Annotated in this window: 10 protein-coding genes and 2 pseudogenes; 4 read left to right on the forward strand and 8 right to left on the reverse strand. The window is 54.7% G+C overall.

Features of this window, described 5'->3' with window-relative positions; all coding sequences use genetic code 11:
- The first annotated feature begins 346 nt into the window (after window positions 1-346).
- From ACZ1HF_RS15915 to ACZ1HF_RS15925, 3 genes and pseudogenes are all read left to right on the forward strand, one after another.
- Window positions 347-841, forward strand: coding sequence for an RHS repeat-associated core domain-containing protein (locus tag ACZ1HF_RS15915; RefSeq protein ID WP_472659068.1), 495 nt, complete (start codon window positions 347-349; stop codon window positions 839-841).
- Window positions 819-1,349 (forward strand): annotated as a pseudogene (locus ACZ1HF_RS15920) (ISKra4 family transposase); the annotation flags it as partial. The gene ACZ1HF_RS15915 and the pseudogene ACZ1HF_RS15920, both read left to right, overlap by 23 nt.
- Window positions 1,350-1,408: 59 nt before the next feature.
- A pseudogene (locus tag ACZ1HF_RS15925) lies at window positions 1,409-2,376 on the forward strand (IS481 family transposase).
- On the opposite strand, the gene ACZ1HF_RS15930 reads toward ACZ1HF_RS15925, so the two are convergent.
- The 6 genes from ACZ1HF_RS15930 to ACZ1HF_RS15955 form a co-directional block, all read right to left on the reverse strand.
- The gene (locus ACZ1HF_RS15930) at window positions 2,333-3,664 is read right to left on the reverse strand and encodes a DUF6862 domain-containing protein (protein ID WP_472658429.1); all 1,332 of its coding nucleotides are present in this window, start codon (window positions 3,662-3,664) and stop codon (window positions 2,333-2,335) included. The pseudogene ACZ1HF_RS15925 and the gene ACZ1HF_RS15930 overlap by 44 nt on opposite strands.
- Window positions 3,665-3,715: 51 nt before the next feature.
- A complete protein-coding gene (locus ACZ1HF_RS15935) occupies window positions 3,716-4,213 on the reverse strand; it encodes a hypothetical protein (protein ID WP_472658430.1) in 498 nt (165 codons plus the stop codon).
- A 135-nt stretch (window positions 4,214-4,348) separates the two neighbouring features.
- A complete protein-coding gene (locus ACZ1HF_RS15940; protein WP_472658431.1) occupies window positions 4,349-4,765 on the reverse strand; it encodes a hypothetical protein in 417 nt (138 codons plus the stop codon).
- Window positions 4,762-6,564, reverse strand: a complete 1,803-nt coding sequence (locus ACZ1HF_RS15945; RefSeq protein WP_472658432.1) for a polymorphic toxin type 43 domain-containing protein — start codon at window positions 6,562-6,564, stop codon at window positions 4,762-4,764. The genes ACZ1HF_RS15940 and ACZ1HF_RS15945 overlap by 4 nt, the downstream gene beginning before the upstream one ends.
- 96 nt (window positions 6,565-6,660) lie before the next feature.
- Window positions 6,661-6,975 carry a hypothetical protein gene (locus ACZ1HF_RS15950; protein ID WP_472658433.1) on the reverse strand — a complete coding sequence of 105 codons (315 nt, stop codon included), beginning with the start codon at window positions 6,973-6,975 and terminating at the stop codon, window positions 6,661-6,663.
- Window positions 6,975-8,801 carry a DUF637 domain-containing protein gene (locus ACZ1HF_RS15955; protein ID WP_472658434.1) on the reverse strand — a complete coding sequence of 609 codons (1,827 nt, stop codon included), beginning with the start codon at window positions 8,799-8,801 and terminating at the stop codon, window positions 6,975-6,977. The genes ACZ1HF_RS15950 and ACZ1HF_RS15955 overlap by 1 nt, the downstream gene beginning before the upstream one ends.
- Window positions 8,802-8,906: 105 nt before the next feature.
- On the opposite strand from ACZ1HF_RS15955, the gene ACZ1HF_RS15960 reads away from it, so the two are divergent.
- Window positions 8,907-9,053 (forward strand): hypothetical protein, encoded by a 147-nt coding sequence (locus ACZ1HF_RS15960; RefSeq protein ID WP_472658435.1) that lies wholly within the window; start codon window positions 8,907-8,909, stop codon window positions 9,051-9,053.
- Window positions 9,054-9,082: 29 nt separating this feature from the next.
- Here the strand turns inward: ACZ1HF_RS15960 and ACZ1HF_RS15965 are convergent, their stop codons facing one another.
- Both ACZ1HF_RS15965 and ACZ1HF_RS15970 read right to left on the reverse strand, forming a co-directional pair.
- Entirely contained in the window at window positions 9,083-9,523 is a 441-nt protein-coding gene (locus ACZ1HF_RS15965; RefSeq protein WP_472658436.1) for a hypothetical protein, read from the reverse strand.
- Complete coding sequence (locus tag ACZ1HF_RS15970; protein ID WP_472658437.1) at window positions 9,523-15,450, reverse strand: two-partner secretion domain-containing protein; 5,928 nt, start codon at window positions 15,448-15,450, stop codon at window positions 9,523-9,525. The genes ACZ1HF_RS15965 and ACZ1HF_RS15970 overlap by 1 nt, the downstream gene beginning before the upstream one ends.
- Window positions 15,451-15,454: the final 4 nt, after the last annotated feature.

Raw genomic sequence — 15,454 nt, forward strand, 5'->3', positions numbered from 1 at the left:
CAGATGCTGGCGTTTGGCTCATGATGACATCGTGCTGGCGTTTGAGGTGGCCGAGGAAGACCCCGATGCGGTGTTCGGGGCCTGTGATGTGGTGCTGGCCGCCGCTGGCCTGACGGTGGGCGATGTTGAAGCGCTGCCGCTGCCCGATGTGGAGTTTCTCTACGGAGGGGTTGCTTCGTCCACAGACCCGTTAACCTTTGAGCTACTGAACCGGGTGAGCGAGCTTGGCAATGGCGAAGAGGTCTTCGTCGACCCACGGGACGTTCTTCAGACGCTGCTGGGCGACATCCCCGCACCCTGCGAGACCGCGTTCCTGGCGGACACCGGTCAGACGCAGGGAACGCTGGTGCAGCCCTACGGCTATTACGATCCCGTGCTGGGCCAGTTTATTGCGAGAGATCTAACTGGATTTATTGCAGGAGACCTCAATCTATATTCGTATGTCGAAAATGATCCCTATACGTTTGTTGATCCTTCTGGACTTTCTTCTTTGGGTCTTGCTCGAAATGGCGCAGCCTCCGCCGCCGCTGGTGCCTTTGCTCAAAATAATGTCAATCAAGGCGTTTTGGGTCTCACAGCAGCAATTACGGCCGCTCTTTATAATTTCAATGTAAGCGGATCAGACGGGGAAGCAGCACCAACCGAAGGAACTGGTTCTGGTGGTGGAAACGGAAACTGCGGTGGCCCAAATGATGATCGTAGTAAACTCAAACAAACTCTTGATAAAATAATTAAGTACTCTTTGGAAACTACCAGAGTATTGGTTATTGTATGGGGAGCGCTTGTTCCAGGTGCTGAGAATATTAGAGATGCTGCAAATAAAGGACGTTCTGCCGATTAGCGCCCGATTGAGCCCGGATACGATCCGCAGGCACCTTGGGCGTACCGCCACACGTATGGAAGCTGAACTGGCCGATGAGCGGTTCAGTTTCATCGAAACCAGCGCGCTCCAACGGGCGCAGCTTCCCAACCCCGAAGGGCCAATCACGGTCGGCATCGACGGCGGCTATGTGAAATCAAGAGAGCGCGGACAGTCACATTTCGAAGTGACAGTGGGAAAATCGATTCCGACGGATCGGCCGAGCCGGTATCTTGGCCTCGTGCAAAGCCATGATGCCAAGCCAAAACGTCGACTGCATAAGGTCTTGAAAGATCAGGGATGGCAAGAGAACCAGCCGGTGACGTTAATGACCGATGGCGGTGACACCGTCATCAACATGGCTATGTATATGGCCCCGGCCTCGGAACACATCCTCGACTGGTTCCACATCACCAGGCGCCTCACCGTCATGCAGCAATATGTGAAGGGCTTGGCGCATCACAATGAGGAAGACGCGGACAAGCTGGCTAGCTGTTTAGTCCCGGCATGTGGTGGTCTACTGATTTGTGACCATCAGAAGGGTGAACTATGGGACAAATTCTTCACGGGAGCGCCAAGACCACGCACGCCGTCCGAGCTCTCATACAGCGATCGCAAGCTTCGAACGCGGCGCTGAGTCGGGAACTGGGCATCAACGTCAAGACCGTCGCAAAGTGGCGCAAGCGTGACAGCGTTCAAGACGCTGCTATGGGGCCGAAGGAAGCCCATTCCACGGTTCTCAGCATCGAAGAGGAAGCCGTCATCGTCGCGTTCCGGCGGCACACGCTGCTGCCTCTGGATGATTGTCTCTATGCGCTGCAGCCCAGCATTCCGCATCTCACCCGATCATCATTGCATCGGTGCTTGCAGCGGCATGGGATCAGCCGTCTTCCAGATGTCGAGGGCGACAAGCCGAAGAAGAGGGCGACAAGCCGAAGAAGAAGTTCAAACGTTACCCGATTGGCTATTTCCACATTGACATCGCAGAAGTACGCACTGGAGAGGGGAAGATCCGTTTGTTCGTGGCCATCGACCGAACCTCCAAGTTTGCCTATGTCGAGCTGCATGAGAAGGCGGGCAAGATGATTGCCGCCCAATTCCTGCGCAATCTAATTGCCGCCGTGCCATACAGGATCCACACGATCCTGACGGATAACGGCATCCAGTTCACCAATCGCAAACAGGACACATCCGCATTCGAGCACATCTTTGATCGCGTTTGTCGCGAGCACGAGATCGACCACCGCCTGACAAAGGTGAACCATCCGTGGACGAACGGCCAGGTTGAACGCATGAACCGGACAATCAAAGAGGCGACGGTCAAGCGATATCACTATGACACACATTCACAGCTTGAAACGCACGTCACCGACTTCATTGCAGCCTACAATTACGCACGCCGATTGAAGACGCTGCAAGGCCTCACACCATTCGAATACATCTGCAAAATCTGGACAACCGAACCGGAACGCTTCAATGTCGATCCGACCCACCACATGCCGGGACTAAACACCTAGCGCCTTCATCCGTCCACGTAACTCTTTCAGCGGCTCTATTTCTGATTGGTACGTTATTCGGCGCTGGCAACGCCACTTGCGTTCTGGACACCACATTTGCAGTACGTCCCGTAAACGTAGTGCCATTCGGCGATACAATCTTGATGGCACCCCCGGCCTCGGTGACAATGGACCCCGCCGGTATAATATCACCGCTACGGGTAATCACATTCTGGTTCAGCTGTACCGTCGTTCCAGGCTGCATACGCCCGCTTTGAACAAATTGCGACCGGCCAACAATCGCGGCCTCTGTCCCAAGCGCTGTCCCGGCCTGAGCACCGCGCGGCTGACCAGGGGACACACGCAAGCCTGTCGCCCCGGCAGCCAAAAGCCCCATTGTATCCAAGGTCAGGATAAGCGCATGCTCTTGACCACGCTGCGCCTGAACAACCGCCCATGCCTCTGGGTTTTCGGCCAGAAATGCGAAGCTTTGTTCCCACTCCACAACCATACCGCCGGGGATCGTCTCGGACCCGTAGCCCAGATCACGCGCCAGTATTTGCGCATTGATGTAATCAAGCTCCAAATTGCCCGCGATGGCACCAATACCAAACGGGTCAGCGCGATCCTTGTATAATTCAAGGGCATACGCCAATTCAGTAACCGCTGCGGTGCAAGCAGAACCAGTTGAGTTCGCCTCGCATACATTACGCAAATGCTGGTCACGCACACTATCAAGCGCATCCAACTCAGCAATTTGGCTTTCGAGAATGCGACGCTCGTCCGCGCTACAATTGCTTTCCTGACACTCACGTAATGCCTTGCGCGCAGCTTCACGTGCGTAAGCCTCGCGGTGAGTTAGATAGTTGTTAATCACTCCCGACTTAGCCGTTGTGGCACCGGCGGTGACATTGTCAGCGTTGCCGCTTGAGAGTCCGGCCCCAACGAAAGCTCCGATCAGTTCGGTGCGGCTATAAGTGCCTTCAAATGGCAGCAGATCATACGCGACACCTTCAGCTGCCGTATAAACCGCCGAGCCTTGCGACAACGATTCCCGATCCAGCAAATCATACGCCGCATAGGTCTCGCCAAGATCAAACATATTGATGGTAGAGTTTTGGTATTCGATCCCGCCCCGATCCAATATCGCGAACAGGTTTTGGTTATCAAGCGATATCCCGTCACCGCGCAGATTGTCCAAGAAGGCGCGGGCTTCGGTGTCGGTATATTCATGGGTGGGTTTTGCATACATAGGCGTGAGCCCCAGAAGCAAGATGCCCATCAGAAGAATACGAATGCGTAATGTCATAACTCAACCATAAAGAGAAAAAACTATACTTTGTAGCAATGAAAGTGAACGTCAAATAATCAGTAGTTCACCACGACATATTACGGTATTTTTTAAGCCCCACACCTGCACTGTTTGCTTCATGTATTCCAGAAAACTGAGGCCGGTGTCGCTTACAACCCCGTTGTTTTCGTCATAGCGATAAACATGATCTGGCAGATCGGAAGAAGTCCGTAAGAAAAAATGCTGCGTTTCACTTTCGCAAGAAAAGGTGAACGGCTGTCCACTAAGGTAGCCAAAATGCCCAGCATTTTGCATGTCACCAAAGAATGTAACTTGGTGCAAGATTTGCGCTCTGACGTTCCATGCTGAACGATATAGAATAATTGGATCATCACCTATGAGACCGCCGTCTGACCTTCCCATTTCGGATAAGAACTGCCCAAAAACTCCCGTCAGAGAAATATCATAAAGTTTCTCAATCTGTTGTAGCTCAACATCTGAGTATCCAGAAACTATTTTTGGGTCATAAGGATACCCCTGCGCAATAAGGTCAATAAACAAAGCCATTAGGGTCGCACCCCCGATGAGGTCAATCAAAAGGTTTGGTTCGTAGAAGAAGCTTTGAAACTTTCACCTTTCTCAAATTTTGCTGCCCAAAACAGTTCTATATTCAGGCAGGGCTTTCCCCAAAATTGAATAGGATTACGTCCTATGCAATAGCTTCATTGCTAAATGGCGCATCTTTTGGCTGTATCTCTTCTTCTCTCGGATAACTGTTTGCAATTCCTTTGAAAAATCAGAAGTAGTTAGATTTTTTAATCCAGCAAGCCAATGAAGAGAACACTCTGTCCAATGGGGTGAACCATGCTTGAAACCCGCATGAACAAAGGTTGCATAGGGAAAAGTTAACATTGGGTTCTCCTGTAAAAAAATAGATATAACTTGTTCAAACTCAGCGATTGGTGTTTCCAAAAAAGGCAATACAGCAAGGGTTGCCTGATCATTTTCGTCGCCAACTGAATATTTTTCCTCATTTACGACTACTATCCATGACTGAGTTTCAGGATCGAAACCAAGAGTGCGATCAGAAGTTTGGGAGTCAATTATTTTATCCATCATAGACCAGCTCTGTGGTTAATTTCCAAACCATAACGCCTCATAGTCTCGGTAAATTGAGTTCGAAGTTCGGGTGTCCAATTTTGATGGAAGTGACCTGAAGCTTCATTCGTTGAAAGCTTGCCATTTGGTCCTCTACTGAGAAGCCCGCCAACTACTTGATCGCGTGGCGCTCCTATCGAATCCGCTAGAATTGAATGCTTAACTGGACTTGAAGGAGCCCTGACCAAGAAAGTTGAAGTAGTTGGGTCAAATACAAACTCTACCGCTTCGTTTGGATTAAAGTTACGAAGAGCAGAATTGGATTTCGATTTGCTATTCAAACCAAGGACACCATCACGAGGGCCACTTCCGCGCCAAGTAGGAATCTCCCGAATGGAAGGAATGACAAGCCCATCATTTGACCCACCAACCCTCGGCTGTCCCGCTCTCACCCTCGTCGCCAGCGCGCCTGCGGCCCCAGCTGCGCCCAATGCCTGCAGATTTCGGCCGTGAAGGACAGTGATGATGTTCAGCGTGCCGTCGTCGTTGATCCCATCCCCCCAGAGATCCCCGAACGACACGAGCCCTGCCTGATGGCCATGGACAACCGCTGCTCCGCTTCGCACACCCAATCCAGCAGCAATACCTTCAAACCGTATTGCTGCGTCCTGAAGTTCCGCTAATGAGCCGTAGGCCCCCTCCTCAAGCAACTGGTCCTGATAGTCATAATCCCGCAACATTCGATGGCTTTCGGACGAATAGGCATCCCCCCAAACCTTGTTCGCCCAGAGATATCCGATCAGTTCGGTGCGGCTATAAGTGCCTTCAAATGGCAGCAGATCATACGCGACACCTTCAGCTGCCGTATAAACCGCCGAGCCTTGCGACAACGATTCCCGATCCAGCAGATCATACGCGGCATAGGTTTGCCCAAGGTCAAACATATTAATGGTAGAGTTGCGGTACTCTGCCCCGTCGCGGTCGAGGACCCCGAACAGGGTCTGGCCATTGAGGGTGGGGCCGTCACCACGCAGAGAGTTCAAGAAAGCGCGAGCTTCAGTGTCTTCCTCCAGATAGTCGAAATCATCTGAAACACCGCGCAAGGTTTCTGCGGTCAGGCGGGCGATTGCCTCTTCCAGCGATATCCCAAGCAGGTCGGCATAGGCCTGCGCGTTCTCGCGGATCATTTGCACTTCGGTCACGTGCAACTGGCGATTGTTTTGTATGCCTGACTTCGCTGTCGTGGCACCCGCTGTGACGTTGGCCGCATCGCCACCTGAGAGCGCGGCGCCGACAAATGCTCCGATCAGTTCGGCGCGGTTGGCTTGTTGGGTGTTGGACAGGTTGGTACCGTCCAGACCGCCCGCATAGATCGATTGCGCCACAGCGGCGGCAGCCCCGGCGGCACAATCTGCACCCGAGGCTTCGGCGAAAGCGCAGCCGGCGAGGCCGTGCAGGATGGCGTGTTCTGCGCTGCCCTCGGACAGTCCTTGCTCACCGATGCCGAACTGAACGCCCGCAAGGGCTTGCTCCAACGCGAAGCTCTTGGCCGAGTCCCGGAACGCATCCTTGAACGATGTGTCATAGACCGCCGAGGTCAGCCCGGCCTTAAGCACCGCGTCCCCAACGCCATCCACCAATACATAAGGCGACAGGATCGCAGGAGGCGCATTTGGCAGGCGCTCGATGCTTTTGATCAGGCTGTTCTTCCCAGCCCCGGTGATTTTGCCAAAATCCACAGACGCGGTCAGGCCTTTACTGACGCCCGCGAAAGCCGCGTTCTTGAGCAAAGTCTCGGCTTGTGCGGCGTCCGTGCGCAAGGGCGGATGTTTTGGAATGGAAAATGCAGCGTTAGCCCAAAATGCCACGCATAATAAGACAGCGAGGACGGTATTTATTAGGCGTGGCACCGTTACTTATTTCCTTTGGAATTGCTCTCGAATTACTCGATTATTTTGTGGTAACTTTAGCGGGCGTGGCTCGTTTATTATCGCATCTTCGATGAATACGCCAAGCGAACAGCCAAGATCATACCGATCTTCGTCTGGGTAATAATACTCGATATATTCAAGCCAATTATCCATATCAACATAAAAATCCCCTTCATAACCAAGCTCATACCCGATCGTTGAAACACCTCGCATCCACTGAGAAAATTCGGTAAAATCTATTTCCCTATTTCGGAAACGATTGATAATTTCCAAAACGTCCTTGTAACCAGGAAGGGCCATCAGTGCTGATCCAAGATACTGATGACGCGTCGGCCGTTAGGACTCACAACCACATTCAGGTTACCTGATCTATAATATAGATTACCACCCGCTACAGGTTGAGTTGGTATAATAGTGTCTATGATATTATCAACATAAGCTGGAGGGATAGAGCGGCCCCGAATTGTACTGTTTCCGTCAAAAGTCTGAATACCAGGTCGGTTAACATATCTAGATGGTTGCCCCGTTAATGGCGCTCGGATGCCCTCAACCGGAGGACCAGACGAATACCTTTGCCCACTCGGTTGCATCCGAGCAACAGCATGTTGCGAATATAACCTATTCCCGATTACCGCAAACTCCTGTGGGCCATTCGGACCCAAAACAATCTGCTTCGGATAATCACCCCAACGCCCCCATAGCAATCGTGTCGATGTTCTAGGTGTGGTTGGTGCATATCTTGACGCAGAACGTATAGAGGCAGCCTTAGAAGGCGTCCTGAAATCTTGCGCGAGAAAGAGTGCTATTGTTGTAGTCCCGCCAGCCATAGCAGCAGCGCCAACCGCCATACCATCGCGATTACCTATACGCATGGCGTTCGCGACTCTCAGTAGTTCCCGTTGACGATCATCCAGAAGCCCTGAATCAATAGAAGATGTGTAGGACTCAAGCTCTGGGTCACCATCGACATGGTATTGATAGGATTGCTGAATCGCTGAGTTCATAATTGCAAGAGAAAGCGGGTCGAGAGGCTGACCTCCAAGTGCAATATGTTCAAAATGCTCAGCTGCAACGCGCCTTACCTCTGCCCGTGCCATTCGACAGGTAGAACTTGTTGAACCAACACAATCTTCAAGCTGTTGATCACGCTTCTCACTGATCTCCCGAAATGCATCTAACTGAACACAGGACTCAGGATCACCACCAAGGCAATGCTCTCTCAAAAAACCTACATGAATGTTTTCGGAATGGCTGAGGTAGTTATTTTTTAGACCCGATTTCGCTGCGGTCGCTCCCACTGTGACGTTTTCCGCGTTACCACCCGAGGCAAACGCGCCAGCGAAAGCCCCGATCAGCTCGGCTTGATTCAACGCCTTCTGCCTGTTGACTGGCCCTTCCCCCTCCAACGTCCCCGCATAAAGCGACTGCGCCACAGCGGCAGCCGCCCCGGCGGCGCAGTCTGCGCCTGTGGCTTCGGCGAAGGCACAGCCTGCCAGGCCGTGCAGGATGGCGTGTTCTGCGCTGCCCTCGGACAGTCCTTGCTCACCGATGCCGAACTGAAAGCCTGCAAGGGCTTGCTCCAACGCGAAGCTCTTGGCCGAGTCCCGGAACGCATCCTTGAACGATGTGTCATAGACCGCCGAGGTCAGCCCGGCCTTAAGCACCGCGTCCCCAACGCCATCCACCAACACATAAGGCGACAGGATCGACGCAGGATCATTCGGCAGCCGCTTGATGCTTTTGATCAGGCTGTTCTTTCCAGCCCCACTGATTTTACCAAAGTCCACAGACGCGGTCAGGCCTTTACTGACGCCCGCGAAGGCCGCGTTTTTGAGCAGCTCTTCCAGGTCGAGCTCTCCAGAAACAATCCCGGCGACGCTTTGTGTGATCACTGATGCAGCAGACCCTTCCAGGAAGCCGGTAACGAATGCCGGGGTTGCTTGGGTCATAAGCCCCGCCGATTCTTGCCCATGCATGACAGTAACACCGCCTGTGATCGCAACATCTTGCCCTTCCAACGGCGGCGCACGTGCGGCAAAGTGAACATCATCGGCTTGTGTAGGGGGTGTGGTTTCCGCTTGGAAATATGTGATGTCAGATGCCGCCAACGGCACTGCCAGAGCCATGTTTGCGCCAAATGCCGAGAGCAACATGATGAGGCATAAGCGTAAGATCTGACACAGGAAATTCATGCTTTAACCTAACCCACGCCCACCGATATGACCAGCTCCATGACCAAAACATCAATCCGTAATATCGACCCAGATACCCTCTGGGACGCCAAAATCTACGCAGCACAGACAAAACAAACTATGGGGGAGGTGGTGACCGAGGCGTTGCAGAGGCTGGTCTATGAGGAAGGGGTATCACAAACCTAATCGGACAAACCAGCCTTTGGCATGTGGCATCATGAGTTTTGTGACTCCATGAGTTCGTGGTATTTGTTCTCGGCCACTTCGCCTTCGGCTTCAAACTCAACTTCAATGACTTCGGGCGTAAAATACTCATCACGGCGTTCATTGACAAAGAAACCTCGAAATTTTTCCAATGCGGTTAACAATTGAGTTTTTGTCATAAAGACCCGATCAGTTTCCACGTGCTCATTTTCTACATAAATGTTTTGGTTAGACACAAACACATTATGTGCATTCCCACCCCAAACCCACCCTCCCGAGGTAGGTGCTTTAGAAGCAGTATTTACAGTTTCCATTATGCGCATCAATTGCGTCTTCGACACCAAATCATTGTCAAACCACTCTGCTAAGACGCGACCACCTAAATCTCGCCTGTGACTAGTGAAGTGTATCTGCCCATCATGCTCAAATGGTTCAATCGTCCCTGAAATCATCAGCCACCTCCTTGTACAGGCCATGCTGTCGCTGCACCACCATCAGGTCGTGTGTAGTAGCCCCGAATTGGGACGCCACTTGGCGAAACACCCTGCCACTGACTTGCTGCTCCGCCTGTAGGGCTTTGTATAGGTGTGGAGTTGGCAAAAGCCCCTTCGATTTCCTGAACGGTTTGTCGTCTCGTCCAAGTTTCGGGATAAAATGTTGTCTCAGAAGACTTATTCACCCACCCACCTGTATTGGGGTCTCGCACTTGTATCATACCAGAGCGCACGCCGTTTGCATCTGCCGCAGTAGTATACTCTGTAACTCGAATGTTATCAGAGCGAAGGTAATGCCCACCGCTTCCTTGTCCTCTGCCGTTTATGTTCCCGTCCATGATATGGTCATATCTAATAGTCGCAGTCTTGCTCCCTTGAGTCCCCGCATTTTGAACGAGTTCTAACGGTGTCGGCGAGGGCTGGAAGTCGTTTAGGTATTCACCAGGTTTTGGAACTCCTCTATTTGGAGCTGGCAACGCCACTTGCGTTCTGGACACCACATTTGCAGTACGTCCCGTAAACGTAGTGCCATTCGGCGATACAATCTTGATGGCACCCCCGGCCTCGGTGACAATGGACCCCGCCGGGATAATATCGCCGCTGCGGGTAATCACATTCCGGTTCAGCTGTACCGTCGTTCCAGGTTGGATACGCCCACTTTGCACAAACTGCGATCGACCAACAACTACTGCCTCTGTCCCAAGCGCTGTCCCGGCCTGAGCACCGCGCGGCTGACCAGGGGACACACGCAAGCCTGTCGCCCCGGCAGCCAAAAGCCCCATTGTATCCAAGGTCAGGATAAGCGCATGCTCTTGACCACGCTGCGCCTGAACAACCGCCCATGCCTCTGGGTTTTCGGCCAGAAATGCGAAGCTTTGCTCCCACTCCGTAACCATGCCGCCGGGGATCGTCTCGGACCCGTAGCCCAGATCACGCGCCAGTATTTGCGCATTAATGTAGTCAAGTTCTAAATTACCCGAGATAGCACCAATGCCAAACGGGTCAGCGCGATCTTTGTATAATTCAAGGGCATACGCCAGTTCGGTAACTGCAGCCGTACAAGCAGGACCAGTGGAGTTCACCTCACAAACATTACGCAAATGCTGGTCACGCATATTATCAAGTGCGTTCAGTTCTGCAATTTGGCTTTCGAGAATACGGCGCTCTTCCGCGCTACAATTGCTTTCCTGACACTCACGTAAAGCCTTACGCGCAGCTTCACGCGCGTAAGCCTCGCGGTGCGTTAGGTAGTTGTTAACCACTCCCGACTTCGCCGTTGTGGCACCAGCGGTGACGTTTGCCGCATCGCCACCCGAGAGCGCCGCACCAACAAACGCGCCGATCAGCTCGGCACGGTTCTGGATTGCTATGTCATCAATCGGCCCAGTGCCCGGTACAGACCCCGCATAAAGCGACTGCGCCACAGCGGCAGCCGCCCCGGCGGCGCAGTCTGCGCCTGTGGCTTCGGCGAAGGCACAGCCTGCCAGGCCGTGCAGGATGGCGTGTTCTGCGCTGCCCTCGGACAGTCCTTGCTCACCGATGCCGAACTGAAAGCCTGCAAGGGCTTGCTCCAACGCGAAGCTCTTGGCCGAGTCCCGGAACGCATCCTTGAACGATGTGTCATAGACCGCCGAGGTCAGCCCGGCCTTAAGCACCGCGTCCCCAACGCCATCCACCAACACATAAGGCGACAGGATCGACGCAGGATCATTCGGCAGCCGCTTGATGCTTTTGATCAGGCTGTTCTTTCCAGCCCCACTGATTTTACCAAAGTCCACAGACGCGGTCAGGCCTTTACTGACGCCCGCGAAGGCCGCGTTTTTGAGCAGCTCTTCCAGGTCGAGCTCTCCAGAAACAATCCCGGCGACGCTTTGTGTGATCACCGACGCGGCAGACCCTTCCAGGAAGCCCGTGACAAATGCAGGCGAGCCCGTAACCAGCCCCGCCGATTGCAGCCACGGCCCGACCCATTGACCGACCGCAATCGAGAACACAGCCATCGCAACTGGCGAGACCGAGCGTTTGGTTTCCGAGAAGTGGTACTCGACCAGTTCAAGCGGAACCACGGTGGTCGTATCGCGCGCCACCAATCCGGGGATATAGGCATAGCCAGCACCGTCTTGTGCGCCGGGCAGCTCCATCATGGTGCGCGTCAGCGTGCCTTCGGCCCAGGCCGTATCCTCGCGCCAGGAGACTTCGGGTGTGGTGGCTTCGTCCGTCTGGCTGATAGTCGGATCGGTATCGCGCAGATAGGTTGTGGCAATCGCCAGACGGCCATCGGCGTCTTGCACCCAGGCCCCTGGGTGGGCGCTGTTCAAAAGCGGGTTGCGCACACCTGCAAAGACCACCTGCGAGGTCGGGTCGAAATTCACGCCGCCCGCCGCGTTGATCCAGCTGTGCTGTACCGTTTCTTTGAACTCTTCCGAGCGTTTGTCGGTTACAATCAACCCATTGTCGGAATGGGACACAATGGATCGATAGGCCAGCTCAACGGCAGACAGCACAAAGGTGGTGCCAGCTACCTCGGTCCGGAAGGCACCGCCGATGTTATAATTCACGGCTGTCAGGGTCAGATCAGCGGCGGAGTTCAGCGCCAGATCGCCCGCAATGTCAGCGGAGGAGCCGCGCACATCGCTGACCAGCGTTCTCAGGTCGCTTGAGGTTTTGAACAACCCACCAAGATATGCCTTCTTGCGGTAGCGTTGTTCGGCCCGAATATTGTCCACATGGCTGAACGCAACACCCGCATTGACGGACAGGATAGCCAGATCACCCGCCGCAGCTTCAGCCGTGCCGGGGATGTTGAAGGACGTTGCTTGTCCCAGAATATCGCCTGACGCAATGACCCCGATTTGCTGCGCTTCCAGTTGCACGGGCGTATGGCTGAGATCAAACACCTGATCGCGGCGGATCTTCTTACGGAAAAACCCACCGGATTTACGCGCCTTGTCGGTGAAAGCAAGATTGGCGACAGCCTCCATCGTTAAATCACCCTGCCGCGCGATGACCATCAGGCTTCGACCGGCGCCCACATCCGTGCCCTGTAGCAGCACCCCGGCGGCCCCTTCTGCGATCAAGGCGATATCCCCGCCTGCCCGGATGGACGATGTCAGCGCGCTGACCTGCTCGCGTCTGGTGTAGTTACTGCCTGAGGATCGGCCGCGCTTCGCCTCTAGAACAGGGGCTGTGATGTTCAAATCACCACCTGCCAAAAGCTGTGCGTTGTTTCCTGCGTCAATCTTTGTACCGGCGATTGTCAGATCCTGCGCAGCAGCGATCACAAGATCACCACCCGACACCACTTCGGCCTGCCCGAATGCGCCATCGGCAAAGACTTGTTCGCCTGTTCCCCGTCGGATCAGAGCAGTGGCGATTTGGACGTTGCTGCCGCTCAGCGCCACTTGCGCGCCTTCGATCCTGCCCGAGCTGGTCAAATTGCCCTGCGTTCGGATCGAGATATTGCCGCTGGCAAAAACCGTCCCGGCATTGTCAAACGTGCCTGTGCTCAGGTTCACATCCGCACCGCGCAGAATGGCACCACCGGCCAAAGCAAAGCGGGTGGTATCCGCCAGATAGACCCGCGGAGCCAGCACGGTCTGCCCGGCCACTTGAACCTCTTCCAGCCAGATGATGTCAGTTTTCAGCGCAGCTTGTTGTTGCGGGGTCAGGGCCACACCCGGCGTTAGATCAAGATCAACCGAGGCATTGACTGCATTGTCATACATCGCCTTGATTTGCGCGACCTCATCAATGCCGGGCTCCAATCGCAGCAGGCCCAGAAGCGCCAGCAGCTGTTTGCGAATATACAACAGTTCGGCATAGGCATCACCCAGACGTTTCTGCGCCTCTTCCGGATCAAGACCCACCGCCAGCAGGAAATAGTCGGACGACACAAACAGTTCCGGGTTCACGAACTCTTCGCGGGTTTCGATCAGGAAATCCGCATCCGGGTCCGTGGTCACAAGCAGCAAGTCGTTTGAGGTCAGGTCCGAGGCCAGATCAGACGGGTCAACTGAGCCGCTGGCCCCGCCTGCCGTCGCAAGATTGGCCTCGACTGCACCATTGCGGATATAACCCGAGACATTGCCTGCAATGCCACCACCGGCCTCAATCGTGCCGAAGACAGCGCCTACCTGCGTCAGCATCGTAGGGTCAGCACCGGGCTCGTACAGACCAAGACCGATATTTTCCAGCTCGGTCAGGTTCAGGATTATGTTCCCCGCCGCCGAAATCAGCGAATAGCGGTTTTCGGCGCGGGTGCCGGTCAAGGTAATGTTCCCGCCCGAGATGATCTGGGAAGCTTCGCCAACCTCGGTCACTCCCGATGGCAGATCCGCGTCCGGGTCGTAGCTGGTCGTGTCGCAGATCGCGAGCGGGCAAGTGTTGCCAGTCCCATCGGGGCCGTTTGTTGTCAGCCCGTCAATTACCGGATCGGGCCGAGTGTTCAGGATCGTCGCCGCCGCTATATTCAAATCACCGTTGATCGTCTCGATTACGCCACCGTCGCGGTTCTCAAGGCTGGCCAAGGCCGTGCCGGTCAGCCCGCCAAAGCTAAGTGTGCCGCGTGACAGGATTGTCCCGTTCCGGTTGATCACTGACCCGTCCGAGCGGATCGCCGTTGTGCCATCGCCATAAATCACGCCGGTATTCACCAGCCCAGAGGCTATATCCAGCCGCAAATCGCCACCGCTGGCAGCCAGATTACCTTCATTCTCAAGCCAATCAGCGGTTACATTCACCGATCCGGCCGAGGCCAGACGGCTACCCACGCCCAGCTCAAGCCGGTTCGAGGTGGTCACAACAATGCTACTGCCCGACGCCTCGGCGCCTGCTCCAAGGCCGACGTCGCCTCCGGCCTCAAGCGCCAGAGCCTGATCAGCAATAACAACGCTGCCCGTGTTCAGAAAAATACGATCCAGACTGGTGATAGCCACATCGCCGCGTGACGCGACCTGTTCTTCAACGATAACCGGACCACGTGCCCGCACAGCTGTATTGCCCGATGAAGACGTCCTGCCAAGGACCAGACGACCATCCGCGGTGATCGTCATACCGCCAGCGCTTGCAGCCATGTTGCGCGGCGCGCGCACGCCCACACCATCCTCGGTCGAGGTGATGGCGATGGACCCGGCATACATCCCGCCCAGAACCGAACTGTCAATCGCCAGCGTCGGTTTGGCACTTCCGTCATCGGCCTTCTCTATCACTTCGCCGGTCGCATAGATCACGTCGTTGCGGCCCGCGATCACCCGGATGCGGCCCCCCGCCGTCACCGGCCCATCCACGACAAGTTGGCGGGAAATCAGGTTGAACGCTGTGACTCTGCTGGCATCAAGGCCACGATCACCCACGCTAATCGTACCGTCATCAACGGACACGCCGGTGAAGCTGTCGTCCTGAAAGGTCGGCGTCCCGGTCGTCAATGTCAGTTGTCCGGTGTTAAGGAAACCGCAACCATTGCAGCTTAGCCCGTAGGGGTTGGCGATGATGACATCCGCCTGCGCACCACCGACCTCGACAAATCCGTCAAGGGTCGAGGGGTTGGGCGACGTCACCTCGTTCAGGATTACCGAGGCCGCACCACCATTCAGGTTCGGGTTCGACACGATCAGGCCACCCAGATCGGTCTGCACCAAGCCGCCCGTGGCGTTGTTGTTCAGGATCAACCCTTCGGGGCCGACATCAAACTGACCGAAAACATTGTGGGAAACGCCCTGACCGTTCGGGGTCTGTATCACCACCATCGGCACATCATTGGCCGAGGTCGCATTCGCATCCACCCCGTCCGGGGTCGTTACCACCGTCTGTGCAAAACCCGGCTGGATCAGCAGAGCCGCAATCATGGCCGAGCTAATTATATTATTCAAAATAGACTTAATCTGCACTGCA

The organism is Litoreibacter sp. GN1-5 (genome assembly GCF_055693805.1).

What these genes read in the sequence shown, in the direction of transcription:
- ACZ1HF_RS15960 (WP_472658435.1), top strand. Translation starts at nt 8,907, where the DNA reads ATGACCAAAACATCAATCCGTAATATCGACCCAGATACCCTCTGGGAC.
- ACZ1HF_RS15930 (WP_472658429.1), bottom strand. Translation starts at nt 3,664, where the DNA reads ATGACATTACGCATTCGTATTCTTCTGATGGGCATCTTGCTTCTGGGG.
- ACZ1HF_RS15950 (WP_472658433.1), bottom strand. Translation starts at nt 6,975, where the DNA reads ATGGCCCTTCCTGGTTACAAGGACGTTTTGGAAATTATCAATCGTTTC.
- ACZ1HF_RS15955 (WP_472658434.1), bottom strand. Translation starts at nt 8,801, where the DNA reads ATGGCTCTGGCAGTGCCGTTGGCGGCATCTGACATCACATATTTCCAA.
- ACZ1HF_RS15935 (WP_472658430.1), bottom strand. Translation starts at nt 4,213, where the DNA reads ATGGCTTTGTTTATTGACCTTATTGCGCAGGGGTATCCTTATGACCCA.
- ACZ1HF_RS15965 (WP_472658436.1), bottom strand. Translation starts at nt 9,523, where the DNA reads ATGATTTCAGGGACGATTGAACCATTTGAGCATGATGGGCAGATACAC.
- ACZ1HF_RS15940 (WP_472658431.1), bottom strand. Translation starts at nt 4,765, where the DNA reads ATGATGGATAAAATAATTGACTCCCAAACTTCTGATCGCACTCTTGGT.